Raw genomic sequence first — 25065 nt, forward strand, 5'->3', positions numbered from 1 at the left:
GATCAGGCCTCCGGGGCAAGCTGAGGGGTTGTGTCTGACAGGTGTTGTTCCCGCTCCCCGGCGGGGAGCGAACGGGCCTTGCGGTCCGTGGTGAGGGTCGGGGGTGCGGCGGGTCCGGCGGGGTCGCCGCCCGGCGCGTGGTCCGTCCCGTCGTCGAACTCGTCGTCGGGCTCGTCCTCCACCGGGGCCCGCCCGGCGGGCAGGCGGACGGTGAAGGTCGAACCCTGGCCCTCGACACTCCACACCGAGACGGTGCCGCCGTGCGAGGCCGCGACGTGCTTGACGATGGACAGGCCCAGACCGGTGCCGCCGGTCGCCCGGGAGCGGGCGGGGTCGACGCGGTAGAACCGCTCGAAGACCCGCTCGCGGTCCTTCTCGGAGATGCCGATGCCCTGGTCGGTGACCGAGATCTCGATGAGCTCGCCGTCCGCCTCCCCGAGCGCCGCGGCGCTGGAGATCCGGCGGGTGGCGATGGCCACCCGGGTGCGGGGCGGGCTGTAGTTGACGGCGTTCTCGACCAGGTTGCCGAGCGCGGCGGCGAGCTGGCCGCGGTTGCCGTGCAGGTAGAGGCCGGCGATGCCGCCCGCCGCGATCAGGATCTGCTTGGCGGCGGCCTGCTGGCGGCAGCGGTCGATCGCCTCGGCGATCAGCTCGTCCACCGCGACCGGCTCCGGGTCGACCATCAGCCGGTCGTCCTGGACCCGGGAGAGGTCGATGATCTCCTGGACCAGGCTGGCCAGCCGGGCCGCCTCGACCTGCATGCGGCCGGCGAAGCGCTGCACCGCCTCCGGGTCGTCGGACGCGTCGACGACCGCCTCGGAGAGCAGCGACAGGGCACCGACCGGCGTCTTGAGCTCGTGGCTGACGTTGGCCACGAAGTCCCGGCGGACGGCCTCCACCCGGCGCCGCTCGGTCTGGTCCTCGACCAGCACCAGCACCAGTCGGGAGCCCAGCGGGGCCACCCGGACGGAGACCGCGAGCGGCTCCGCCGCGCGGGCCGCGCCCGGCCGGGGCACCTCCAGTTCGACCTGGCGGATCTCGCCGTCCCGGCGGGTGGAGCGGGCCAGCGAGAGCATCTGGTCCACGGCGACGGCGCCACCGCGCACCAGGCCCATCGCGTACGCCGCCGAGCTGGCCTTGACCACCTCGTCGCCCTCGCCCAGCACGATCGCGCAGGAGCGGAGCACGGAGAGTACGGTGTCGACCCCGGGCGGCAGCGGCGGCTCGGGGTTGCCGGTGCCCAGGGACTGGTGCCGGCCGGGGTTCCTGCCGCCGGTTCCGCTGTACCTGCCCTTGGCCTGCTCGCGCTCGCTCCAGCGGAAGGCGATGGAGGCGGTGAGGCCGACGCCGAGCCCGGCTATGGCACAGGCAGCGGCGGCGGCCACGTTCACGTCCATGTGGCCAGCGTAAGCGCACGGCCAGGGCACTCCCCAAGCGTGGGATCAAGGCATCGACCATGCGTTGCCGAGAATTCACCTTCAGGTAGCTGCCGATTCACCGGAGCGGCCGTGCACCGTCGCCCTGACGGCGGAAAGTTGGCCAGGCAGCCCGTGTGGGAGAGATCGGTGTGCCGAACAGCGGCCACCGGCTCGGGTGTGCGCGTACGATGCGCGCCACCAGCAGCGGTCACCCGGACGCCGGAACGACGGTCGGACGGGCTGGCCGGTCGGCACCGCCACCGACACAGCTACTGAGGAGAGAACATGCGCGACGCGTACCACGAGGAACTCGATGCGATCGGCGACAGCCTGGTCGAGATGGCCCGGCTGGTCGGATCGGCGATGGGCCGGGCCACCACCGCCCTCCTCGACGCGGACCTGGCGCTGGCGGAGAGCGTGATCGCCGCCGACGAGAAGGTCAACGACCTCCACCACGAGCTGGAGAACCGGGCCATCGACCTCCTCGCCCGCCAGCAGCCGGTCGCCACCGACCTGCGCATCGTCGTCACCTCGCTGCGGATGAGCGCCGACCTGGAGCGCTGCGGCGACCTCGCCCGGCACGTCGCCAAGGTCGCGCGGATGCGCTACCCCGACACCGCGGTGCCGGGCGACCTGCACTCCACCGTCCTGGAGATGGGCCAGCTCGCCCAGCGCCTGGTGGCCAAGGCCGGCCTGGTCATAGCCACCAAGGACGTCGACAAGGCCCTGGAGATGGAGCAGGACGACGACGCGATCGACTCGCTGCACCGCGAGCTGCTGTCGCACCTGATCGACGAGCGCTGGCACCACGGCATCGAGACCGCCGTCGACATCACCCTGGTCGGCCGCTACTACGAGCGCTTCGCGGACCACGCGGTGTCGGTCGCCAAGCGCGTGGTGTACCTGGTGACGGGCGAGCACGTGGCCGACTTCGTGGCCGCCACCGAGGCCGCCGAGGCCGCGCCGGTCGACTGACCGCCGGTCCCGGTAGCGGCGGTCGCGGTACCGGCGGGCGCGGTACCGGCAGGCGCCGTGGCTGCCCGGCTCACCCCGAGGGGTGAGTAAACCCGTGACGAGGGTGGTGCGGGCGCACGGTCCTCCGTGCGCCCCACCCCTGCGCGCCCGTTGACGTCCCCTCCGTTCGGCGGTTTCACTCGACGGTGGGGGCACAGGAGTGCGCCCGTCCTTAGGAGGGAAGCTCGATGAAGGCCAACCCGACCCGACCGGCAACCGCCCACGACACCGTCGAGCCACTCGCCCCGAAGCTGCTCCCCGTCCTCGCCGCCGGCTGCGGCTGCGGCCCGGGCTGCGGCTGCGGCTGCCAGTCCGGCGCGCCCTGCCAGTGCGGCGGCGCCGACGGCGGCTGCTGCGGTGGCCACTGAGCGGCCCACCGCCCGTGGAGGCCCCGAGGTGCACGGCCTTCCGGCGGCCGTGCACCTCGCTCGTGCCGCCGTCCCCTCGCGGGGTCAGAACCTGACGTCGGTGCAGGAGTAGAAGGCGTTCCCGGTGTCGGCGATCGTCCAGACCGCGACGACCACCTGGTGCCCGGTGCGCCCGCTCGGGATGGTCGCGGTGTGGCTGAGCGTGCTCGGCACCTGCACCCCGCCGTACGGGACGGTCAGGAAGGGCGTCAGGTCCAGGTTGGCCCGGGTGACGGGCCGGCTCGCGTCGTAGCCCGGCTTGGTCATGTAGTACCGGAAGTCCGTGGTCGCGTGCCGGGCGGTGAACGTCCAGGTGAAGGTGAGCTGCCGGCCCGCCGTCACCGGGGTGGTCGGCCAGGCGCCCGCGTGGGGGTCGTCCAGCTCGGCGAAGCGCGCGTTGCCGCCGGCGCAGATGGTGCCGTCCGAGGGGCCGAGGGCCGGGAAGCCCTTGGGGCCCTCGACGCTCTGCGGCTCCCACTGGATGTCGCCGCAGTCCCACGGGACGCCGTCGACGTGGGTGTCGCAGAGCGCGGCGCGGCTGGGCGGGGTCGAGATCCAGCCGTGGGACGAGGCCGGGAAGGCGAGGGTCAACGGGATCGCCAGCGCGGCGACGGCCGCCCCGACGATGTGTCGTGTGCGCATGGTGCTCCTCCGTGGGGGTGGATGGAGTGTGCGCCGGGGCGCAGACGCGCGCGTTGGGGGTGCGGCGGCCCGGACGAGGGGATCCTGGCATGCCTGCGCCGGTCCGGTGCCCTCACGGTAGGAGCCGCCGGCCGAGCCCGTCAATGGTCTGAACCACTTTGCCGACTACCCAACTCCCTTGCCAGGCAATCGGGTTGGCCTCGAACCGACCGAAAACGAACGAAGGCCCCGCCACCCGGTCTGCCCGGGCGGCGGGGCCGTAGCGGCAAGTGGCCTACTTCTTGCCCTGGTTCTTGACCGCCTCGATCGCGGCCGCGGCGGCGTCCGGGTCGAGGTAGCGGCCGCCCGGGGTGACGGGCTTGAAGTCGGCGTCCAGCTCGTACACCAGCGGGATGCCGGTCGGGATGTTCAGGCCGGCGATGGCCTCGTCGGAGATGCCGTCGAGGTGCTTGACCAGCGCGCGCAGGCTGTTGCCGTGGGCGGTGACCAGAACGGTCTTGCCGGCGGCGAGGTCCGGGACGATGGCGTCGTACCAGTACGGGAGCATCCGCTCGACGACGTCCTTCAGGCACTCGGTGCGCGGACGCAGCTCGCTCGGGATCTCGGCGTAGCGGGCGTCACCGGCCTGCGAGTACTCGGCGTCGTCGGCCAGGACCGGCGGCGGGGTGTCGTACGAGCGGCGCCACAGCTGGAACTGCTCCTCGCCGAACTCGGCCAGGGTCTGGGCCTTGTCCTTGCCCTGGAGCGCGCCGTAGTGGCGCTCGTTCAGCCGCCAGCTGCGGCTGACCGGGATCCAGTGCCGGTCGGCCTTGTCCAGGGCGATCTGCGAGGTACGGATGGCGCGGCGCAGCAGCGAGGTGTGCAGCACGTCGGGGAGCAGGCCCTCGGCGGCCAGGAGCTCGCCACCACGGGCGGCCTCCTTCTCGCCCTTCTCGTTGAGGTCGACATCGACCCAACCGGTGAACAGGTTCTTCTGGTTCCACTGGCTCTCGCCGTGGCGGAGCAGGATGAGTCGGTACGTCGTGTCAGCCATGGCCCCCAGCTTAGTGGGGGGCCGGAAAACCCCTGGTGGGGACCTACGACCGCTGTGTAATGTGTGCCCCGCGCATCTGACACTTACATTCGTCGGCTGACCGGGCCTGCCCGCGCCGCTCAGCGGACACCTGCCTCGGGAGCCCCCACATGCTCGTCACCGCCCGGTTCCGAAGAGTGGTCCAGGAGACGGCGGGCGGGCTGCCGCGCCAGTTCTGGTGGCTCTGGGTGAGCACCCTGGTGAACAAGCTGGGCGCGTTCGTCGTTCCGTTCCTGGCGATGTACCTGACCAAGGACCGGGGGTACTCGGCCTCCTACGCGGGCCTGGTGGCCTCGTTGTTCGGCCTCGGCTCGGCCGCCGCGGCACTCCTCGCGGGCGTGCTGACCGACCGGATCGGGCGACGCCCCACGCTGCTGGGCGCCCAGCTCGGCACCGCGCTGTTCACCACCGTGCTCGGCTTCACGGACGGCCAGGTGGCGATCGCCGTGGTGGCCTTCCTGGTGGGCCTGTTCAACAACGCCACCCGGCCGCCCACCTCGGCCGTCATCGCCGACCTGGTGCCGCCCGAGGACCGGGTCCGCGCGTACTCGCTGAACTACTGGGCGGTCAACATCGGCTTCGGCCTCTCGGCCGCCCTGGCCGGTCTGATCGCCACCCACGGGTACCTCACGCTGTTCCTGCTGGACGCGTTCTCCACCCTGGTCTGCGCCCTGGTGATCTTCGTCCGGATCCCGGAGACCAGGCCGCAGGTCGCCCCCGACCAGTCGGCGGGCTCCGCCGAACCCCGGATCAGCCTGCTCTCGGTGTTCCGGGACGCCCCGTTCATGGCGCTGGTCGGGCTGACCCTGATGCTCGCGCTGGTCTTCCAGCAAGGCAGCACCACGCTGGCCGTGGACATGGGCGCGGCCGGGATCACCTCCACCGAGTACGGCCTGGTCATCGGCCTGAACGGGCTGCTGATCGTGGTCCTCCAGATCCCGCTCACCCGGTGGATGCAGGGCCGCTCGCGGACCGGGCTGCTGATCGCCAGCTGTCTGCTCACCGGCTGGGGCTTCGGGCTGGCCGCGGTGGCCGGGTCCTCGGCCTGGCTGTTCGCGCTCTCGGTGGCGGTCTGGACGGTCGGCGAGATCCTCAACACGCCGGTGATGATGGGCCTGGTCGCCGAGCTGGCGCCGGCCCACGGGCGCGGCCGCTACCAGGGCGTGTTCAGCCTCTCCTGGTCGCTCGCCTCGTTCCTCGGCCCGGCGGGCGGCGGGCTGCTGCTCCAGCACGCCGGGCCGGTGGTGCTCTGGACGACCTGCGGGGCGGTCGGAACCGCCACCGCGGCCGGGTACCTGGTGCTGGCCCGCCGGACGGGCGCGGTGGGGCGCCGCCGACCCGTGGCGACGGAGGTCGCGGCACCCGCGGCGGAGCCGGAGAAGGCTCCGGCGGGCGCCTGAAAGGACGGGTCAGCCAGCGTCCGGGGCATCGGCCCCGGGGGCGGGGGCGTCGGCCCCGGGGGCGGGGGCGGCCAGGTGGGCGAAGGCGGCCAGGTTGCGGGTGGACTCCCCGCGCTTGGTCCGCCACTCCCACTCCCGCCGGATCGCCGTGGCGAAGCCCAGCTCCAGCAGGGTGTCGAACGGCTCGTCGGCGTTCTCCAGCACCGCCCCGAGCAGCCGGTCCACGACCTGCGGGGTGAGCGCCTCCAGCGGCAGCCGGCCGGCCAGGTAGACGTCGCCGAGCGCGTCGATCGCGTACCCGACGCCGTACATCCGGGTGTTGCGTTCCAGCAGCCAGCGGTAGACGGCCTCGTGGTTCTCGTCCGGGCGGCGGATCACGAAGGCGTTCACCGAGAGGGTGTGGTCTCCGACCCGCAGGGCGCAGGCGGTGCTCAGCTTCCGGGTGCCGGGGAGGGCCGCCACCAGCGTGTACGGGTCGGCGGCGGCCGGCTCCCAGGCCACCCCGGCGTCGTCCAGGGCGGCGCGCAGGAGGGTCAGGGCCTCGTCCTTGGTGCGGATTGCCATGGGGGTGACGTTACTCGCCGGTACCGGGCGGGCGCAGCCCCGACGCTCGCGACCTCACCCGCTCGCGGCCTCAGGCCAGGCGCTGCCGGGCCCCGGCGAACCGGCCGCCAGGGCGGGCCATGCTGCCGGCGTACACCTCGGCGGTGGTCGCCGCGGCGGTGTCCCAGCCGAACGCGGCCGCGTGCCGGGCCGCCGCCTCGCCGCGCCGGGCCACCAGGCCCCGGTCGGTGACGTACGGCTCCAGCGCGTACGACCAGTCCAGCGGGTCGTGGCCCTGCACCAGGGTGCCGGTCTCGCCGTCCCGCACCGCGACCGGCAGGCCGCCGACCGCGGCCGCCACCACCGGGGTGCCGCAGGCCTGCGCCTCCAGCGCGACCAGCCCGAAGGACTCGCTGTACGAGGGCATCACCAGCGCCGTCGCCGCGCGGTACCAGTCCGCGAGCTGCGGCTGGCCGACCGGCGGGTGGAACCGCACCACGTCGCAGATGCCCAGCTGGGCGGCGAGCTTGTGCAGGCTCTCCGGCCGGGCCAGCCCGGTGCCGGACGGACCACCGACCACCGGCACCACCAGACGCTCGCGCAGATCCGGGCGGCGGGCCAGCAGCGCGGCGACCGCCCGCAGCAGCACGTCCGGGGCCTTCAGCGGCTGGATCCGGCCGGCGAACAGCAGCACCGCGGCGTCCTGCGGCAGGCCCAGCCGGGCCCGGGCGGCGGCGGACGTCGGCGGCCCGCCGGGGCGGAAGACGTCCAGGTTGACCCCGGGGTGGACGACGGCCAGCTGGTCCGGCCGGGCGCCGTAGTGCCGGGCCAGCTCGGCGGCCTCCTCGGTGGTGTTGGCGATCAGCCGGTCGGCCGCCTCCACCACCTGGGTCTCCCCGATCACCCGGGCCGCGGGCTCGGGCGTGTCGCCCACGGCCAGCGCGGCGTTCTTGACCTTCGCCATGGTGTGCATGGTGTGCACCAGCGGCACCCCCCAGCGCTGCGCGGCCAGCCAGCCGACCTGCCCGGAGAGCCAGTAGTGCGAGTGCACCAGGTCGTAGTGGCCGGGGCGGTGGCCCGCCTCCGTCCGCAGCACCCCGTGGGTGAAGGCGCACAGCTGGGCCGGCAGGTCCTCCTTGACCAGGCCCTCGTACGGCCCGGCGGTGACGTGCCGCACCAGCACGCCCGGGGCCAGCTCGACCGTCGGCGCGTCGTCCGAGCAGATCGACCGGGTGAACACCTCGACCTCGATGTCGAGGTCGGCCAGGCGCTTGGCCAGCTCGACGATGTAGACGTTCATCCCGCCGGCGTCCCCGGTGCCGGGCTGGTGCAGCGGCGAGGTGTGGACGCTCAGCATGGCTATCCGGCGCGGGCGGCGGCGGCCGGGGACGAGCGACTGGAGCCGGCCGCGCGCGGGGGCGGCGGACTGGGCACGGCGTACCGAACGGACGGGGTGCTGGATCACCTGGCTGAAGCCTCCTCTGTGCGGCCCGTCTAGGCCGCCCGCACCGGGCCGCCCGTTGTCCGGTGTGCGCTGCCCCGTCCTGGGCACACATCACCACCAGTGTGCCAACCACACGGACCGCGCCCGGCATTCCCGCCGCCGCCCACCGGCCGGACCGACGCCCATCGCCCCAGGTCAGCGCGGTCGCCCCGGCGGCCCGACTACCCTTCTGGGCATGGCTGCCTCCTTCGACCCCGCTCCCGCCGCGCCCGCCCGCGGACGGACCGGACGCCCGGTGGGAACGGTCACCCGGGGCACCACCAACACCAACCGGCTGCGCCGGATGGACCGCTGGATCGCCCACACCCTGGGCCGCGCGCTGCGCACCGCCGAGCGCCCGCCGGTCGCGGTGGACCTCGGTTACGGGGCCGCGCCGTGGACCGCCGTCGAGCTGGCCGGGCGGCTGCGCACGGTGCGGCCGGACGTCCGGGTGGTCGGGATCGAGATCGAACCGGAGCGGGTCGCCGCCGCGCTGCCGTACGCCGAGCCGCCGCTGCTCACCTTCCGGCGCGGGGGCTTCGAGGTACCGCTGGACGGGGGCGCGCCGGCCCAGCTGATCCGGGCCGCCAACGTGCTGCGGCAGTACGACGAGTCGGCGGTGGCCGGGGTGTGGGAGCGGCTGTGCGCGCGGCTCGCCCCGGACGGGCTGCTGGTCGAGGGCACCTGCGACGAGGTCGGACGGCGGCACGTCTGGGTCGCGCTCGGCCCGGAGGGGCCCCGGACGGTGACCTTCGCGGCCCGGCTGGGCGGCCTCGGCCAGCCCTCCGACCTGGCCGAGCGGCTGCCGAAGGCGCTGATCCACCACAACGTGCCGGGGCGGCCGGTGCACGCCTTCCTGACCGACTTCGACCGGGCCTGGGCGGCGGCCGCGCCGTACGGGGCGTTCGGGGCGCGGCAGCGCTGGGCGGCGGCCTGCGCGGCGCTCTCGGGCAGCTGGCCGCTGGTGGACGCGCGCGGCCGGTGGCGGCAGGGCGAGGTCACGGTGCCCTGGTCGGCGCTCGCGCCGTAGCGGCCGGCCGACCGACCGACCGACCGACCGGGGAGCCTGCGGGCGCGGGGACGGCGCGGGAGTTCGCGACAGGCCCGGGAGCGCGGAAGCCTGGTGCACGCCGGAGCTGGTGAGCGATCCGACGCATTCACTCGAACGAGTTATCGAATACCTATGGCGTGTTGACGCCCCGGCACGCCACGATGGTGCCGACCGAGCGGCGACACCACACGCCCCTCGGTCGGCACCACGCCCCACGCGCCACGCCCCACCGTCAGCCGTCCCGCTCGGACAGCTCCCCCCGAGCCCGCTCGAACACCTCGTACATCTCCGACCCGAACAACACGAACCGCACCTCCGCCAGCTCCGCCCCCGCCTGCGCGTCACCGCCGTCCAGCACCTCCGCGACGGTGCCGAGCGCGATCCGGGCCGCGTCCGCCGGCGGCCAGCCGTAGATCCCGGCCGACACCGCCGGGAAGGCCACCGTGCGCGCGCCCAGCGCCGCCGCGGTGCGCAGCGACTCGCGATAGCAGGAGGCCAGCAGCCCCGCCCGCTCCTCGTAGTACTCCTCCGCCCGGTACACCGGCCCGACGGTGTGCACCACCCACCGGGCCGGCAGCCGCCCGGCCGTCGTCGCCACCGCCCGACCGGTGGCCAGCCCCTTGCCCCAGTGCGAGGCCCGCAGCTTGCGGCACTCCTCCAGGATCTGCGGCCCGCCCTTGCGGTGGATCGCGCCGTCCACCCCGCCCCCGCCCAGCAGGGACGAGTTGGCGGCGTTCACCACCACGTCCACCGACTGTTCCGTGATGTCACCCTCCGCCAGAGTGATCCGCGTCGTCATCGCCCGTTCCTCTCCCCCGGCCGCCCGGCTCCCGCCGGGCCGGGGCCGATTCGTCGTCCTCGTCCAGTCACCACACCGCCACCGGCGTGGCAATAACCACAACGGCGCCGGTCGGCCAGAGAAATCCCCGGAGATCACGTTATGGTCGCGAGAAGTTCCCCGACGCGCGGTGCCAGGCGGGCACTGCGGACGGACGCCGACCGTTACGCAGTCGGGGAAAGGGAGGAACCACCGATGCCCGCAACGGGAGACGGGCGGGCACCTGGTGCCGCGGACCTGCCGGGCGCCCATGACGGCGCCCCCGTCGGTCATGCCCGCAACCGCGCCACGACCGGACCGGCCACGACGGCTCCCCCGATACCCCACCCCCGCTCGCGGGCCGCGCACGCCTCCCACCCGTCCCACGTCTCCGACCCGGCCGGCCCGCCGACCGCGGACGGACCGGCCGACGGCGCGCCGCTGCGGCTGCTGGTCATCGAGGACGACGACTCGGACGCCCAGCTGATCAAGGCCGCGGTGGCCGACAGCGGCACCTCGATCGAGATCCACTGGGCCCGCGGCCTGGACCAGGCCACCGAACTGCTCGCCCCGCCCGCACCCTGGGCCCGGCGCGGCCGCTCCCGCACCCCCGAGTTCGGCTGCGTGCTGCTCGACCTCGCCGCGGCCGCCGACCTGCCGCACCCGTCCGACTCCTCGGACGGGCTGGAGGGCCTGCACGAACTGCTCCGCCGGGCCCCGCACACCCCGGTCGTGGTGCTCACCGACGCCGCCGGGGCCGAACTCGGCGCCGCCGCCGTCGCGGCCGGCGCCCAGGACTTCCTGCTCAAGCACGAGACGGACGGCCCGCTGCTCGCCCGCGCCCTGCGCTACGCCGTCGAGCGCAAGCGCGCCGACGAGTCCCAGCGCCGCCTGGTCGAGGCCGAGTTGCGCGGCCAGGAGAACGCCCGCCTCCAGCGCCACCTGCTGCCCACCCCGCTGCTCGACGGCGCCGGGCTCTCCTTCACCCGGCGCTACCGCCCCGGCCGCCGCCGCGCGCTGCTCGGCGGCGACTTCTACGACGCCGTGCGCACCGACGACGGAGCCGTCCACGTCGTGATCGGCGACGTCTGCGGCCACGGCCCGGACGAGGCCGCGCTCGGCGTCGCGCTCCGGATAGCGTGGCGCACCCTGGTCTTCGCCGGCCTCACCGGCGAGGCCCTGCTCACCACCCTCCAGCACGTGCTGGAGCACGAGCGGCGCAGCGACGAGATCTTCGCGACGCTCTGCATGCTGGTCATCGGGCCCGGCGGGGTCGGCAGCGACCTCGACTCGCTCGGCGCCGCCGAGCGGGCCCGGCTCTACCTCGCCGGACACCCGGCACCGCTGCTGCTCGGCCGGGACCACGCCCCGATCACCCTGCCCGCCGACCTCGCCGGGCCCGCGCTCGGCCTGCTTCCGTGCCACGACGGGCAGGCCGCCTGGCCCGCCCACGAGCTCGAACTGCGGCCCGGCTGGCGGCTGTTGCTCTACACCGACGGGCTGATCGAGGGACGGGTCGGGGCCGGGTCGCGCCGCCTGGGCCAGGACGGGCTGGCGGACCTGGTCGGCGACCACCAGGCCGCCGGGCTGACCCGGGGGCGGCTGGTCGACAGCGCCATCGCCGAGGTCGAGGAGCTGAACGGCGGCGCGCTGACCGACGACGTCGCGGTGCTGCTACTGGAGCGCAACCCGGTGCAGCTGATCCTCGGCTGACGGGCTCGAAGGCGCGGACGCGGAGGCGCGAGCGCGGAGGCCTGGGCGCGCGAACGCGGCGGCCCGGGCGGGTGAACCCACCGCCCGGGCCGTCGCGTTGTCCGTCGCAGGGCCTACCAGGGGCCGTACGGGCCGGTGTTGCTCCGGCCGCCCCGGCCGCCGCCCCCGGTCAGCGCCCGGATCGCCGGGCGGACGTCCACCACGTAGACGATCGAGGCGACCAGGCCGGCCAGGGTGCCGATGCCGGTGAAGAAGTTCACCCCGAACAGGAAGTCCCACCCGAAGGAGATCGCCAGGATCGCCACCCAGAAGCCCTTGGTCTTCTTGTCGGCGGCCCGGTAGGCGTCCTCCCGGCGCGTGGCCGCGTCGACCAGCGCGAACATCTTGTAGGCCAGGATGGCGATGGTCGCCCACCAGATCGGGTTCAGGTAGGAAAAGGCCAGAATCTGAAACACTCCGACCATTTCGATCTCCTCTGCTCTCGACTCCGGCGATGCGACCGCCGTCCATCCTGGCACGACGACCGTCCGCAACGGGGTCAACGTCCCACGGTCACCGGTTGTGCCCCGCGGGGCACGAGGTCACTCCGCGGCGTCGGCGGCGTCCTTGCGGGCCCGGGGGGACTTCTTCGGGGCGGGCACGTCGTCGCTCTCCGCCACCGGCTCGGCCTCGACCCGCTCGACGGTCAGCTCGACCCGCTCGGCCTCGTCCGCCTCGCCGGGGCGGGCCTTGTCCACCACGACCTTGCCGCGCTCGGCCAGCTCGTCGTACGTCTCCTTGGCCTTCACGGCCAGCTCGACCGCGCGGGCCACCTGCTGCAGGGCGAAGCCCTGGGCCCGCTCCTGCAGCGCCCTGAGGTCCGTCGGCAGGGCGGTGACGGTCTCGGTGACCCTGGCCTGCGCCCCGGTCAGCAGCGACTGCGCCTCCTGGAGCCTGGCGGTGGCCATCTCCTGCGCGCCCTTGCGGTCCGCCGCCAGCGCCTCGACCCGGCCCGGCACCTCGCGCAGCTTCTCGTAGGCGAGGTCCCCCGCGCCGGCCAGGGCGTACAGCGGGGTCGGGTCGCCGAGGGTCTTCTTGATCTCGTCGGTGATGGGCATGGTTACCGGTCCTCCCGGTGGGTGTTCTGGGTGGCGGCGCCGTCGGCCGTCGGGGTGGGAACCGACGCGGCGTTCTCCTTGAGGAAGGCGTCGTAGACCGCGAGCAGCGCCTGCTTCTGCTGCTCGTTGATCAGCGGATCGGCCAGGATCGAGGCCCTGAGCTCCAGGCCCTCACCCCGCCGCTCCTCCAGGATCCCGGCCTGGACGTACAGCGTCTCCGCGGAGATCCGCAGCGCCTTGGCGATCTGCTGGAGGATCTCCGCGCTCGGCTTGCGCAGCCCGCGCTCGATCTGGCTGAGGTACGGGTTGGACACGCCGGCGGCCTCCGCCAGCTGCCGCAGCGAGTACTGGGCGTTGCGGCGCTGCTCGCGGATGTACTCGCCCAGCGAGCCGACGTTCAGTGAGGCCATGCGGACAGCCTGCAGCACCCTGCTTGCAAATGCAAGCAGGGTGCTAGCGGCAGCAAACGCGCCGGGGCGGGGGCCGGGCCCTCGAACCGGCCCGCGGGTGGGGCCGTTACGCCAGGTGGGCGAGGAGGAGTTCGGTGAGCCGTTCGGGGGTGCGCAGCGGGAGGTAGTGGTCGGCGTCCGGGACGAGGTGGCCGCGGGCGCCGGGGATGTCGGAGGCGAGCCGCCGGGCGATCGCCGCGATCTCCGGGTGGTCGCGGTCGCCGTGGACGACCAGGGTGGGCGCGGTGACGGTGCCGAGGACCGGCTCGGCCTCCCGGGCCGGGGCGCCGGCGAGGTGGTGCTCGCTGACGATCCGGCGGGCCGCGTTCTCCTCGACCATCGTCGCGATCAGCTCGCCGCCCGGTGCGGTGCGGCCCATGGCCGCCCAGACGGAGAGCTCCAGCTCGGCCAGCGCGGCCGCGTCGCCGCGCCGCCGGGCCTCGGCGTAGGCGGTGGTCTCCGGGGACGGCGGCCAGTCGTGACCGCTCACCGAGGCACCGACCAGGCCGAGCGCGGCGACCCGGTCCGGGTGGGCCAGGGCGAAGTCCAGCGCGGTCTCCCCGCCCATGCTCAGGCCGACCAGCGCGGCACCGCGCAGACCGAAGTGGTCCAGGACGGCGCCCAGGTCCGCGATGTCGTCGAAGACCTGCTCCGGCGCGCTGGAGCGGCCGAGGCCGCGGGCGTCGTAGCGGATCACGTCGTGGTGCCGGGACAGCTCCGGGACGACGGCGTCCCACAGCCGGGAGTCCATGCCGGAGCCGTGCAGCAGCACCACCGGGCTGCCGGAGCCGCGGCGCTCCGCCCACAGCAGGCCGCCGCCGGAGACGGGGACGTGGACCTCGGTGACGCGGGGTTCGATGTTCCGGCTCATGCGGTGATCATTCCAGAGCCCCTGTCAGGCCGTTCGGTCAGGCGGCCCGGGCGCAGGAGGGTCAGGGCGTCTCGGGCAGCCGGATGGGCATCAGGACGGAGAAGGTGCCCGCCCGGCCGGGGGTGCGGACGGCCAACGGGGCGATCGGGCCGCCGAGTTCGAGGAGCAGCTGTTCGGGCCGCCCGGCGTCGAGGGCGTCGAGCAGGAAGTCCCGGTTGACGGCCAGTCGGTAGCCCTCGGGCGCCGGGTCGTCGGCGACGGTCAGGCGGCCGTCCCCGGTCAGGGTCAGGACGGTGACCTCGCAGTCGGCGCCGTCCGGGCCGGAGGGCAGGGTGCGGGTGGCGCCGGCCTCGACGGCGGCGCGCAGTTCGGCGGCGGACTGGGTGATCCGGTGCTCCGGTTCGAGCCGGGTGACGGCCCGGTGGTCGGGGTAGTCGAGGTCCGGGGCGACGCCCTCGATCCGGTGCTCCCCGACCTCGGCCCGGACCGGCCCCCCGCCGAGGGTGAGCACCACGTCCGCCGGTCCGGCGCCGAGCAGCGCGCGCAGCGCGTCCACCAGCGCGGTCGGGACGATCGTGCCGGCCACCGGCCGCTCGGGCGTCCCGCCGGTGGCGGGCACCTCGGCGAGGGCCATCCGGTAGCGGTCGGTGGCGACCAGGCGCAGCACCGGGCCGTCCGGCTCGAAGAGCACCCCGGCGAGCGCGGGCAGCTCCGGGTCCCCGCAGACCGCGAAGCGGACCGCGTCCAGGGCGGCCGCGAGGTCCTCGGCCGGGACGGTGAGCCGGAGTGCGGCGGGGGTGGTGGTCATCGGCTGCTCCCTCTGGTCGATCATCGCGTGGATCAGGGAGAGCTCGCGGCGGGCGTCGGCGAGGCCGTCCTCCAGCCGTCGCAGGTGCGCGTCGAGCACCTGCCGGGCCTCGCCGCCGCCGGGTGCGGCGCCGAGCACGGCGCGGATGCCGGCCAGCGGCAGGCCGACCCTGCGCAGCCGGGCCAGCAGCCGGGCGTCGGCGAGCTGGCCGGGCCGGTACCAGCGGTAGCCGGTCTGCGGGTCGACCCAGGCCGGGGTGAGCACCTCGGCGCCGTCGTAGTAGCGCAGGGTGCCGACGCCGAGGCCGCTGGCGCGGGCCAGTTCGCCGATGCTGTGCAGCTCGCTCTCCATGCCCGGTGACTCTGCGGGCTCGACCTGGTCGAGGGTCAAGCCGGGCCGGGGGCGAACGTGGAGGCGGAGGCGGGGTCGGCAAGGTGGGTCAGCTTGTCCGGGTTGCGGACGCTGCGGATCTCGGCGATCCGCACGGTGCCGTCCGGCTGCTCGGCGAACTCGAACACCGAGACGGAGTCGACGGCGCCGTCCATGGTGATCAGCACGCCGGGATCCCCGTTGACCAGGACCGGCCGGGCACCGGCCCCCTCGCCGAGCCGGCTGAGCACCCCGAGGACGAAGCGGGCGACGTTCTCGGCACCGTTGATCGGCCGCAGCGCGGCGCGGATCACCCCACCGCCGTCCGTCCAGCCGGTGACGTCGGGGGCGAGCAGTTCCAGCATCCGGTTGAGGTCGCCGCCGACGCAGGCCGCCAGGAACTCGTCGGTGGCGCGGCGGCGCAGCTCGGGCGGTGCGTCGTAGCGCGGCCGGCCGGCGCGCACGTGCGCCCGGGCCCGGCTGCCGATCTGGCGGCAGGCGGCCTCGCTGCGGCCCACGGCCTCGGCGATCTCCTGGTAGGAGAAGCCGAAGGCCTCCTTGAGCACGAACACCGCCCGCTCCAGCGGGGACAGGCTCTCCAGCACCACCAGCAGGGCGAGCGAGACGGTCTCGGCGCGCTCGACGCCGTCGGTCGCGTCCGGCTCGGTGACCAGCGGCTCGGGCAGCCAGGGGCCGACGTAGGACTCGCGGCGGACGGCGGCCGAGTCCAGCTTGTTGAGCGCGAGGTTGGTGACCGTACGGGCCAGGAAGCCGCCGGGGCTGGCGACCGGGCCGGTGACGCCGCTCCAGCGCAGCCAGGTGTCCTGGACCAGGTCCTCGGCGTCGGCGACGCTGCCGAGCATCCGGTAGGCGATGCCGAAGACCATCCGCCGGTGCTGCTCGAAGTCGGCCAGCCGAGTGCCGGTCTCGTGGGTGTCGGTCACCCTCGCGACGTTACCGCACGGTAGCCACGGCGCTCGGGTGCTCAGCTCCGGAAGGCCTCGTAGGCGGGGCCGAGCACGGTGGCGAGGTCGCGACCGTGCACGGTGATGCCGGAGCGGCCGAGGCGGCGCAGCGAGGGCTCGTCCGGGCCGTTCTCGTCCTCGTCCTGCGCCGGGGCGGGCCGCAGGGTGAAGTCGCCGCGCCAGTAGGCGGCGACGTTGACCACGAGCGGTCTGGGTTCGTCGGTCACGCGTCCTCCTCGGCCACGGCGTCCTCCCGGGTGAGGGCGACCAGTTCGCGCAGCGCCTCGACCGGCAGGTCGGTGAGCCAGCGCTCCCCCTCCCCCACCACCGTCTCGGCCAACGAGCGCTTGGCGGTGAGCAGTTCGTCGATCCGCTCCTCGACGGTGCCGACGCAGACCAGCCGGCGGACCTGGACGTCCCTGCGCTGGCCGATCCGGAAGGCGCGGTCGGTGGCCTGCTCCTCGACCGCCGGGTTCCACCAACGGTCCAGGTGGATCACCTGGTTGGCGGCGGTCAGGTTGAGTCCGGTGCCGCCGGCCCGCAGCGAGAGCAGGAACACCCTCGGCCCGTCCGGGGACTGGAAGCGCTCGACCAGCTCCTCGCGGCGCGCCCGCGACAGCCCGCCGTGCAGGTAGAGCACCTCCTCGCCGAGCCGGCGCCGCAGGTACGGGCGGAGCATCGCGCCGAACTCGGCGTACTGGGTGAAGACCAGCGTCCGGTCGCCCTCGGCCAGCGCCTCCTCCAGCAGTTCGGCCAGCCGGGCGACCTTGCCCGAGCGCCCGCCCACCGCCGAGCCGTCGTGCAGTAGTTGGGCCGGGTGGTTGCAGACCTGCTTGAGCTTGCCGATCGCGGCCAGCACGGTGCCGCGCCGCTCCACACCCCGGATGCCCTCGACCCGCCGCAGCAGGTCGGCGACCACGGCCTGGTAGAGGCCGGCCTGCTCGGCGGTGAGGTTGCACCAGACGGTCATCTCCTGCTTGGCCGGCAGCTCGGCCGCCACCGCCGGGTCGGACTTGACCCGGCGGAGCACGAACGGGGCGGTGCGGCGCCGGAGTTCGGCGGTGCGCTCGGGGCTGCGGTGCAGCTCGACCGGGATCGCGTAGCGCTCCTTGAAGCGCTCGGCCGGGCCGAGCAGGCCGGGGTTGGCGAAGTCCAGGACGGCGTGCAGTTCGGAGAGCCGGTTCTCCACCGGGGTGCCGGTGAGGGCGATCCGGTGCCGGGTGACGGGCAGCGAGCGGATCGCCCTGGACTGCGCGGTGCCGGTGTTCTTGATGTGCTGGGCCTCGTCGGCGACCACCCGGCGCCAGCGGATCGCGCGCAGCGCCGCGAGGTCGCGCTGGACCAGCCCGTAGGTGGTGATGACCAGGTCCACGCCCCTTACGGCTGCGGCGAGTCGCTCCGCGCCGAGGCGGCCGGCGCCGTGGTGGACGTACCGCCGCAGGCCGGGGGCGAAGCGCTCAGCCTCGCGCTGCCAGTTGCCGACCAGGGACATCGGGCAGACCAGCAGGGTCGGGCCGGTGGGCCGCTCGGAGTCCTCGTCGAGGGCTTTCTCGGAGTCCTCGTCGGAGGTTTCCTCGGAGGCTTTCTCGGAGGCTTTCTCGGACGCGAGCAGGGCGAGGGTCTGGACGGTCTTGCCGAGGCCCATGTCGTCGGCCAGCACGGCGCCGAGGCCGAGCCCGGACATGGTCCGCAGCCAGGCCAGCCCGCGCTCCTGGTACGGGCGCAGCTCGGCCCGGAAGTCCGGCGGCAGCTCGGGCGCCGGGGCGGCACCGGCCCGCCCGGCGAGCAGTTCGCCGAGCGGGCCGTCCGCGCGCACCGAGGTGACCGGCAGCCCGGCGACCGTCGCCGCCGGGTCCAGGGCGAGCCGCAGCAGTTCGCCGCTGGCGAGCACGCCCTCGCGCCGGTCGGCGAGGAAGGCGAGGGCGGCGGCGATCTGGGCCGGATCGGCCTCCAGCCAGGTGCCCCGCAGCCGGACCAACCCCTGTTTAGCGGAGGCGAGTTCGGCCAGCTCCCGCTCGGTGAGCGGGCTCTCCTCCGGGCCGAGCGCGGCCTGCCAGCGAAAGGCGACCACGGCGTCCCGGTCCACCTGGCTGGTGACGGCGAGCGAGCCGGGCGCGGGCGGGGTGGTGGCGCGCAGGGCGAGTCCGAGCCTGGGGCGTCGGCGCCACCAGGCGGGCAGCAGCACCCCGAAGCCGCCCTCGGCGAGGGCGGGCGCGGCGGTGCGCAGGAAGTCCAGTGCGCCGGCCCGGTCGAGCGGCAGGGCGGACGGGCGGGAGCGGTGGCGCAGTCCGTCCAGGGCGGGCCAGTGGTGGGCGGCGCGGGCGAGTTCGGCGACCAGGACGTCGACCGGGTCGGCGGCCTTGCGGGCGAGCGCGGCCTCGGCGGCGCCGCCTTCGAGCAGGTCGGCGGCGCGGACCAGCAGGGAGGGCTCGTCCACGGCCTGGAGCAGGAACTCCAGCCGCCAGGCGTCGTCGGAGGGCCTGCCCTCGGGGTCGTCCGGGTCGGGGCCGAGCGGCTCGACCAGGCGGAAGCAGAGCCGCAGCGCCGGATCGACGGGCTCGGCGGCGGCGTACCAGGCGCCGAGCCGGCGGCGCAGTTCGGCGAACTCCTCGGGCGGGGCGCCGTCGAGCCCGCCGTCGGGGGTGGTGAGGGCGTGCAGCCACCGTTCGGCGGCGGCCCCGGCCCCACCGGGCGGCGGGAAGGGCGTGTCGGCCAGCGCGGCGCGGGCCTCGGCGTCCACCAGCGCGCCCAGGGCGGTGTCCAGCAGCGCCTCGCCGCCGCCGGGCCCGTGCGGCCACTCCCCCAGCAGGACGGGCGGGCAGCCGGTAGCCAGGGCGGCGGCCTCGTGGCGCCCGGCGGGGGTGAGGTCGGGCCGCCACCGGGCCTGCGGCCGGCCGTCGGCGGCGGCCGCGGGCACCGGCAGCACCCGGCCCCGGCCGACCGTCCGCCAGGCGAGGTCGTGCACCCCGGTGAGCCAGCGCAGCGAGGGGCCGTGGACCACCTCGACCCGCCCGGCTCCGGGCAGGTCGGCGCCGGTGACGGCCCAGACCGGGTCGAAGACCTCGCCGAGCAGCTGGGCGGCGGCCCCGGCGTCGAAGAGCAGCGCCGGCACCCGCCAGGGGGCGAGCACGGCACCGCCGCGCGGCGGGGTGACCGGCAGGTCGGGCGAGGGCGCGGGGACGGCCCCGACGGTGGGCAGCAGCAGGGTGGCCCAGCGTTCGGGGGCCTGCCCGGCGAGCCAGCCGAGGCCCGGGCCGATGCCGCCGAGCACGGCGGCCAGTTCGGCGGCCGGGCAGGCGTAGGGGTGGGCGCGCGGCGCGGGGCGGTCGGGGCGCGGGTCGGCGGCGCCCGGGTGGGCGCGGGCGTCCTCGGCCCAGAGCGCCAGCCGCCCGTCCGTCCGCCAGAGCGCGTGGAGGACGAACATCGGGGGCCTTCCGGGCGTACTGGGACCGTCCTTCGCAGCCTAACCGGGAGGGCCGACAGGCCGGTCCGTCGAGCCGTTCGGGGGAAGCCGGAAAGCTGTGGTTGAAAGTTGAACGACATTGTCCTATGGTGGAGCCAACAAGTTGAAGCCTAAACAACCGGCTTCGAACCAAGGAGGAAGCCATGGGCCTGTTCAACCGCACCAAGACCGTCACCGCCCCCGCCGCGACCGCCGTCCGGACCCCGGCCGGCCCGGACCTCGCCCACCTGACCGGCGACTGGACCATCGACAACACCCACAGCGAGATCGGCTTCTCCGTCCGCCACGCGATGGTCACCAACGTCAAGGGCCGCTTCACCGAGTACGACGGCAAGCTGCACCTGGACGGGACCCACCCGGGCAACTCCTCGGCCGAGCTGGTGATCAAGGTCGGGAGCATCGACACCAACCAGGCCCAGCGCGACGAGCACCTGCGCACCGGTGACTTCTTCTCCGTCGACACCCACCCGGAGATCCACTTCCGCAGCACCTCCGCCCAGCTGGTCCACGGCGACTCGTACCGGATGACCGGCGACCTCACCATCAAGGGCACCACCCGCCCGGTCGTGCTGGACCTGGAGTACACCGGCAGCGCCACCGACGCGTACGGCGCCAACCGGGTCGGCTTCGAGGGCAAGGCCGTCGTCGACCGCACCGACTTCGGTCTGACCTACAACGCGGCGCTGGAGACCGGCGGCGTGCTGATCGGCGAGAAGGTCAAGCTCAGCTTCGACATCTCCGCCGTCAAGGCGGCCTGAGCCGCCTGACCCCCAGGAGCACCGCCCCTGCCCTTCCCCCCGGGGCAGGGGCGGTTTCCAACGTTCCCCCTCCCCTCGCCGCGCCGCCCCCTCCCCTCGCCGCGCCGCCCCCGACGGCCTCCGGCCGCCTACCCCGGCGGCGGCAGCAGCGCCGCGTCCGCCGCGGGCAGCCAGCCGCCCGCCGGGCGGCGCAGCCAGCCCTCGGCCGCGCCGAGCGCACCCGCCGCGGCGGCCAGCGCCCGCAGCCCCGGATGACGGTCGCCGGGCCGGTGCACCAGGCTGACCAGGCTCAGCGGCACCGGCTCCACCAGCGGCACGTTCACCGTCCCCGGGATCCGCGGACCGCCGACCGTGGTCAGCATCGGATCCCCGTGCCGGGCGAGGTAGCGGGCGGTCTCGTCCACACCCACCGGCGGCACGTACGGCGCCGCCGCCGTCAGGCCGTGCTCGCGCAGCAGCCGGGCGCCGAGGTCGGCCCACTCGGTGGTGGCCGGGTTGCCCGCGCAGACGTCCACGGGGTGCCCGGTCAGATCGGCCAGGCGCAGCGCGTGGCGGTCGGCCAGCGGATGGGTGTCCGCCATCATCACCGAGATCCGCTCCAACCGCACCGGCAGTTGGACGAGTTGGCCGCGCACCCCGGCGGGCAGCCCGGCGAAGCGGCCGAAGGAGGCGTCCAGCCGGTGGGCCAGCAGTTCGGCGGCGGCCGCGGCCAGGCCGCCGTGGAAGCGGGCCAGCAGTTCGCCCTCCGGCCAGGCGGCGCGGGCCCGTTCGAGCACCCGGTCGGTAGTCAGGTCCGGGCCGGTGACGTCGCTGTTGAGGTCGATCAGCAGCGGCCGGGCACCGGCCCCGGTTCCGGTCGCCGCCTCCGCGAGGATCTCGTCGTGCAGGGCCAGGAACCGGCGCGCCCTGGGCAGCAAGCGCAGCCCGGCCGGGGTGAGTTCGACGCTGCGGGTGGTGCGGGCGAACAGCGCGTCGCCGAGCAGCCCCTCCAGGCTCCGGACGTCCCGGCTGAGCGCCTGCTGGGCGATGTGCAGCCGCTCGGCGGCCCGGCCGAAGTGCAGGGTCTCGGCGGTCGCGACGAAGCCGCGCAGCAGTCGGGGGTGCAGGTCACGGGGCATGGGCGGCAGATTAACAACGGCGTGTTGTGAGTGCGGCGAAACAGGTGTTGGACGGCCGCCCGCCGACGGCGCCAGGCTGTGGGAACCCCCGCCCTCCCCCGCTCACAGGAGCACCATGCCCTCGCCCGCCCTCCTCGCCTCCTACCGGCGGCTGTTCGCGGCCCCCGGCGCCGTCGCCTTCACCCTGGCCGGGCTGCTGGGCCGGCTGGCGCTGTCGATGTACGGCGTCTCGCTGGTGGTGCTGCTCTCCGAGCGCCGCGGCTCGTACGGGCTGGCCGGGGCGGTCTCGGCGGCCGGGCTGGTCTTCGGCGCGATCGGGATGCCGCTGATCGGACGGCTGGTGGACCGCTACGGGCAGGCGCGGGTGACGGTGCCGGCCGCGCTGTACAGCGCCGTACCGATGGCCGCCCTGCTGCTCTGCGTGCACCTCGGCGGGCCCGACTGGACGCTGTTCCTCAGCTCCGCGGCCTGCTCGGCCACGCCCAACCTCGGCGGCATGGCCCGCTCCCGCTGGGCGCACCTGTACCGGGACGACCCGGCCGCGCGGCACCTGGCCAACTCCTTCGAGCAGGCGCTGGACGAACTCTGCTTCATGGCCGGGCCGGTGCTCGCGATGCTGCTCTGCACGACGCTCGCCCCGGAGGCCGGGATGATCGCCACCGGCGCCCTCGGCACCGTCGGTGCCCTGCTCTTCGCCGCCCAGCGCCGCACCGAACCCCCGCTACCCGTCCGGGAATCCACCGAGCGGCGGCACGGCTCGCCGCTGCGGGCACCCGGGCTTCGGGTGCTGGTGCTGACCTTCCTCGCGACCGGCATGGTCTTCGGCGCGACCGAGATCACCACCGTGGCGTACGCCGACGCGCTCGGCCACAAGGCGACGGCCGGCCTGCTGCTGGCCCTGGTCGCGGGCGGCTCCTGCGTGGCCGGGCTGCTGTTCGGCCTGCTGACGCCGCGCCGGGCTCCGGGCGCCCGCTTCCTGCTCTGCGCCGCGGCGATGGCCGCGGTGCTGCTGCTGCCGCTCGCCGCCGGACTGGGCGGGGCCGGGCTCGGGGCACTCGGCGTGGCGCTGTTCGCGGCCGGCACCGCCACCGCGCCGACCATGGTGACCGGGATGACGCTGGTCCAGGATCTGCTGCCGCAGCGGCAGTTCAACGAGGGCATGGCGATGGCGGTGTCCGGCATCGTGGTCGGCATCTCGGCCGGGGCGGCGCTCGCCGGGACGGTCGCCGAGCAGGCCGCTCCGGGCACCGGCTACGCCCTGCCCGCCGCGGCCGCCGGGCTCGCGCTGCTGATCGCGCTGGCCGGGCGGCGGCACCTGACGGTGCGGAGGGCGGCGGAGGGTTCGCCGGGCGAGAGCGCGGCGGAAAATGCCGAGCAGATTGTCAGTGGCACCCTCTAACGTCGAGGCATGGGGGAAATCACCTACGTCCGAGGCGATGCCACCACGCCCCAGGGCAAGGGCGTGAAGGTGATCGCGCACGTCTGCAACGATCTCGGCGGCTGGGGCAGGGGCTTCGTGCTCGCGCTCTCCAGACGCTGGCCCGAGCCCGAGGCGGCGTACCGGCGCTGGCATCGGGAGCGGGCGAAGAACGACTTCGGCCTCGGGGCCGTCCAACTGGTCCCGGTCGATCCGCACCTCTGGGTGGCCAACCTGGTCGGCCAGCGGGGCATCCGCACGGGGCGCTCCACCGGGGTCCCGGTGCGGTACGAGGCGATCGACACCGGGCTGACCGCACTCGGCGAGCACGCCCTTGGGCTCGGCGCCTCCGTCCACATGCCGCGGATCGGCTGCGGCCTGGCGGGCGGGCGCTGGGAGCGGGTCGAGCCGCTGGTCACCGCCCGGCTGGCGGCCCGGGGCGTACCGGTGACGGTCTACGACGTCGACTGACCCGACCCGACCACTTCCACTTCACCGATCCACCGGCTCCGGCCGGTCGGGACCGGGCGCCACGCGCCCGGCCGGCCAGGCGTACACGTACTCGGGCAGCAGGAATCCGCCGGGGAACTCACCCTCCTGCGCCCGGACCCGCTCGGCGCCCTCGCGCTCGTAGAAGGCGATCGCCCGGGTGTTGTCCCGCAGCACCTCCAGGGAGAGTCCGGCTCCGGGGTGCCGCTCGGCGACATGGGCACGGCCGGCGGTCAGCAGCTCGCGGCCGATGCCGCCCCCGTTCAGGCCGGGGCGCACGTGCAGGTTGTCGATCAGCACCCCGCCGTCCGGCTGCGGGACGAGATAGATGAACCCGGCCACCGCACCGGCCTGTTCGGCCACCAGGAGCTCGGGCGTGTTCTCCGGCTCCCCGTAGTCGACTTCCAACCGCAGTTTCCACAGCTCACGCCGCTGGGCGACCATCCCGTCGCCCAGCCCCTCCTCCGGGACGATCCCCCGGTAGGTGGTGCGCCAACTGGCGGCGTGCAGTTCGGCGATGGACTCGGCGTCCTGCACTCCGCCGCGCCGGATGACGGTCCGCCCTGAACTGATCATGTGACCAGCCTCCCACAGAGATGGAGTTGAACATGTTCAACCGATACGTCTACAGTACTGCCCAGCTTTTGAACGCGTTCGAAATGATGGGGGTCATCGTGGCACCGGGTGCGGAGGGGTCATCCGGTACCACGAACACCGACACCGGATGGAACGTCGTCTCCGGCTAGGCTCGTGCCCGTGGACGACCTGGCAGCGACGAACCGAACGGACGGCGGGAACGGCACGGCCGAGGCTTCGGCCGTGCCCGGACCGGAGGGCGGGCCCGGGCCGGAGGCCCTGCCCGGTGGCCGGGCCAAGCCGAAGACCGACAAGAGTGAGGCCACCCGGGCCCTGATCCTCGAGACGGCCATGCGGCTGTTCCAGGAGCGGGGCTACGAGAAGACCACCATGCGCGCCATCGCCACCGAGGCGGGCGTGTCGGTGGGCAACGCGTACTACTACTTCTCGGCGAAGGAATTCCTGATCCAGGGGTTCTACGACCGGATGACCTACGAGCACGCGGCCGACGCCAAGCGCCGCATGGCCCACACCCGGGACTTCTCCGAGCGGCTGCAGATCGCGCTGGCCTCCTGGCTCGACACGGCCGCGCCGTACCACGAGTTCTCCGCGCAGTTCTTCCGCACCGCCGCCGACCCGACCAGCTCGCTGAGCCCGTTCTCCAACGAGTCCCACCCGGCCCGGGCCACGGCGGTCGAGCTGTTCCGCGACGTGCTCCAGGGCTCGGATCTGGCGCCCAAGCTGGACGCCGAACTCGTCGAGCTGCTGCCCGACGTGCTCTGGCTGCACCTGATGATCGTGGTGCTCTACTGGGTCTTCGACCGCACCCCGGACACCGAGCGCACCAGGGAGTTCGTGCGGCGCTCGACGCCGCTCGCGGCCCGGGTGATCAACCTGTCCCGCTACCGGGTCTTCCGCCCGATCGTCCGTGACGCCAAGGGCCTGATCCAGGACTTCATCCTGCCCACCATCGGCAAGACCGCGGTCAAGTAGCGCCCGCTCCGACGGGAACGGCCGGCCCGCGTGCGGGCCGGCCGTTCCCGTCGGGGCGGGGCGCAGAACACGGTCGGCGTCCAAGCCTGGCCCGGGGTGCGCAGCCGGAGGTGGTCGGCGGGCGCCGCGCCC

Annotated in this window: 25 protein-coding genes; 9 read left to right on the forward strand and 16 right to left on the reverse strand. The window is 74.6% G+C overall.

Features of this window, described 5'->3' with window-relative positions; translation table 11 throughout:
- Positions 1–2 precede the first annotated feature (2 nt).
- Positions 3–1397: a sensor histidine kinase gene (locus ACGF13_RS02060; RefSeq protein ID WP_392867890.1), complete on the reverse strand. Its 1395-nt coding sequence runs from the start codon at positions 1395–1397 to the stop codon at positions 3–5.
- Positions 1398–1703: 306 nt separating this feature from the next.
- Between ACGF13_RS02060 and phoU the strand changes: the two genes are divergently transcribed.
- Both phoU and ACGF13_RS02070 read left to right on the forward strand, forming a co-directional pair.
- Entirely contained in the window at positions 1704–2393 is a 690-nt protein-coding gene (gene phoU, locus ACGF13_RS02065; protein ID WP_392867892.1) for a phosphate signaling complex protein PhoU, read from the forward strand.
- 227 nt (positions 2394–2620) lie between these two features.
- Positions 2621–2800: a hypothetical protein gene (locus ACGF13_RS02070; protein WP_316522953.1), complete on the forward strand. Its 180-nt coding sequence runs from the start codon at positions 2621–2623 to the stop codon at positions 2798–2800.
- An 84-nt stretch (positions 2801–2884) separates the two neighbouring features.
- On the opposite strand, the gene ACGF13_RS02075 is transcribed toward ACGF13_RS02070, so the two are convergent.
- Entirely contained in the window at positions 2885–3481 is a 597-nt protein-coding gene (locus tag ACGF13_RS02075) for a lytic polysaccharide monooxygenase (RefSeq protein ID WP_392867894.1), read from the reverse strand.
- 274 nt (positions 3482–3755) lie between these two features.
- The gene (locus tag ACGF13_RS02080; protein WP_392867897.1) at positions 3756–4514 is read right to left on the reverse strand and encodes a phosphoglyceromutase; all 759 of its coding nucleotides are present in this window, start codon (positions 4512–4514) and stop codon (positions 3756–3758) included.
- A gap of 149 nt (positions 4515–4663) precedes the next feature.
- On the opposite strand from ACGF13_RS02080, the gene ACGF13_RS02085 reads away from it, so the two are divergent.
- On the forward strand, positions 4664–5953 hold the full coding sequence (locus tag ACGF13_RS02085) for an MDR family MFS transporter (RefSeq protein WP_392867899.1): 1290 nt from the start codon (positions 4664–4666) through the stop codon (positions 5951–5953).
- A 9-nt stretch (positions 5954–5962) separates the two neighbouring features.
- Here the strand turns inward: ACGF13_RS02085 and ACGF13_RS02090 are convergent, their stop codons facing one another.
- The gene (locus tag ACGF13_RS02090; RefSeq protein WP_392867901.1) at positions 5963–6517 is read right to left on the reverse strand and encodes a YbjN domain-containing protein; all 555 of its coding nucleotides are present in this window, start codon (positions 6515–6517) and stop codon (positions 5963–5965) included.
- Between the two features lie 70 nt (positions 6518–6587).
- A complete protein-coding gene (gene mshA, locus ACGF13_RS02095) occupies positions 6588–7961 on the reverse strand; it encodes a D-inositol-3-phosphate glycosyltransferase (protein ID WP_392867903.1) in 1374 nt (457 codons plus the stop codon).
- Between the two features lie 214 nt (positions 7962–8175).
- Here mshA and ACGF13_RS02100 point away from each other — a divergent pair, with 214 nt between their 5' ends.
- Complete coding sequence (locus ACGF13_RS02100; protein WP_392867906.1) at positions 8176–9009, forward strand: class I SAM-dependent methyltransferase; 834 nt, start codon at positions 8176–8178, stop codon at positions 9007–9009.
- 253 nt (positions 9010–9262) lie between these two features.
- Here ACGF13_RS02100 and ACGF13_RS02105 read toward each other — a convergent pair whose 3' ends face one another.
- Positions 9263–9829 carry an O-acetyl-ADP-ribose deacetylase gene (locus tag ACGF13_RS02105; RefSeq protein WP_392867907.1) on the reverse strand — a complete coding sequence of 189 codons (567 nt, stop codon included), beginning with the start codon at positions 9827–9829 and terminating at the stop codon, positions 9263–9265.
- Between the two features lie 234 nt (positions 9830–10063).
- On the opposite strand from ACGF13_RS02105, the gene ACGF13_RS02110 reads away from it, so the two are divergent.
- Positions 10064–11560, forward strand: a complete 1497-nt coding sequence (locus tag ACGF13_RS02110) for a PP2C family protein-serine/threonine phosphatase (RefSeq protein ID WP_392867909.1) — start codon at positions 10064–10066, stop codon at positions 11558–11560.
- Between the two features lie 113 nt (positions 11561–11673).
- Here ACGF13_RS02110 and ACGF13_RS02115 read toward each other — a convergent pair whose 3' ends face one another.
- The 8 genes from ACGF13_RS02115 to ACGF13_RS02150 all read right to left on the reverse strand — a co-directional run bounded on the left by ACGF13_RS02115 (position 11674) and on the right by ACGF13_RS02150 (position 19543).
- Positions 11674–11943, reverse strand: a complete 270-nt coding sequence (locus ACGF13_RS02115; protein ID WP_392868765.1) for a DUF2516 family protein — start codon at positions 11941–11943, stop codon at positions 11674–11676.
- Between the two features lie 198 nt (positions 11944–12141).
- Entirely contained in the window at positions 12142–12657 is a 516-nt protein-coding gene (locus ACGF13_RS02120) for a hypothetical protein (protein ID WP_392867912.1), read from the reverse strand.
- 2 nt (positions 12658–12659) lie between these two features.
- Positions 12660–13067 carry a helix-turn-helix domain-containing protein gene (locus ACGF13_RS02125; protein WP_392867915.1) on the reverse strand — a complete coding sequence of 136 codons (408 nt, stop codon included), beginning with the start codon at positions 13065–13067 and terminating at the stop codon, positions 12660–12662.
- A gap of 106 nt (positions 13068–13173) precedes the next feature.
- A complete protein-coding gene (locus ACGF13_RS02130) occupies positions 13174–13977 on the reverse strand; it encodes an alpha/beta fold hydrolase (RefSeq protein WP_392867917.1) in 804 nt (267 codons plus the stop codon).
- Between the two features lie 61 nt (positions 13978–14038).
- Entirely contained in the window at positions 14039–15136 is a 1098-nt protein-coding gene (locus ACGF13_RS02135) for a MerR family transcriptional regulator (RefSeq protein WP_392867919.1), read from the reverse strand.
- Between the two features lie 35 nt (positions 15137–15171).
- Positions 15172–16098: an RNA polymerase sigma-70 factor gene (locus ACGF13_RS02140; RefSeq protein WP_392867922.1), complete on the reverse strand. Its 927-nt coding sequence runs from the start codon at positions 16096–16098 to the stop codon at positions 15172–15174.
- A 41-nt stretch (positions 16099–16139) separates the two neighbouring features.
- Complete coding sequence (locus ACGF13_RS02145) at positions 16140–16346, reverse strand: hypothetical protein (RefSeq protein WP_392867925.1); 207 nt, start codon at positions 16344–16346, stop codon at positions 16140–16142.
- The gene (locus ACGF13_RS02150; protein WP_392867927.1) at positions 16343–19543 is read right to left on the reverse strand and encodes an SNF2-related protein; all 3201 of its coding nucleotides are present in this window, start codon (positions 19541–19543) and stop codon (positions 16343–16345) included. The genes ACGF13_RS02145 and ACGF13_RS02150 overlap by 4 nt, the downstream gene beginning before the upstream one ends.
- A gap of 182 nt (positions 19544–19725) precedes the next feature.
- Between ACGF13_RS02150 and ACGF13_RS02155 the strand changes: the two genes are divergently transcribed.
- On the forward strand, positions 19726–20340 hold the full coding sequence (locus ACGF13_RS02155) for a YceI family protein (protein WP_392867930.1): 615 nt from the start codon (positions 19726–19728) through the stop codon (positions 20338–20340).
- 128 nt (positions 20341–20468) lie between these two features.
- Here ACGF13_RS02155 and ACGF13_RS02160 read toward each other — a convergent pair whose 3' ends face one another.
- A complete protein-coding gene (locus tag ACGF13_RS02160; RefSeq protein WP_392867932.1) occupies positions 20469–21458 on the reverse strand; it encodes a LysR family transcriptional regulator in 990 nt (329 codons plus the stop codon).
- 115 nt (positions 21459–21573) lie between these two features.
- Between ACGF13_RS02160 and ACGF13_RS02165 the strand changes: the two genes are divergently transcribed.
- Entirely contained in the window at positions 21574–22857 is a 1284-nt protein-coding gene (locus tag ACGF13_RS02165) for an MFS transporter (protein WP_392867935.1), read from the forward strand.
- A gap of 9 nt (positions 22858–22866) precedes the next feature.
- On the forward strand, positions 22867–23346 hold the full coding sequence (locus ACGF13_RS02170; protein WP_392867938.1) for a macro domain-containing protein: 480 nt from the start codon (positions 22867–22869) through the stop codon (positions 23344–23346).
- 21 nt (positions 23347–23367) lie between these two features.
- Here ACGF13_RS02170 and ACGF13_RS02175 read toward each other — a convergent pair whose 3' ends face one another.
- Positions 23368–23940 carry a GNAT family N-acetyltransferase gene (locus ACGF13_RS02175; RefSeq protein WP_392867941.1) on the reverse strand — a complete coding sequence of 191 codons (573 nt, stop codon included), beginning with the start codon at positions 23938–23940 and terminating at the stop codon, positions 23368–23370.
- Positions 23941–24120: 180 nt separating this feature from the next.
- On the opposite strand from ACGF13_RS02175, the gene ACGF13_RS02180 reads away from it, so the two are divergent.
- On the forward strand, positions 24121–24933 hold the full coding sequence (locus tag ACGF13_RS02180; RefSeq protein ID WP_392867944.1) for a TetR family transcriptional regulator: 813 nt from the start codon (positions 24121–24123) through the stop codon (positions 24931–24933).
- The last annotated feature ends 132 nt before the right edge of the window (positions 24934–25065 follow it).

It is taken from the genome of Kitasatospora sp. NPDC048286 (assembly GCF_043201735.1).
In the GTDB taxonomy this organism is placed as follows: domain Bacteria; phylum Actinomycetota; class Actinomycetes; order Streptomycetales; family Streptomycetaceae; genus Kitasatospora.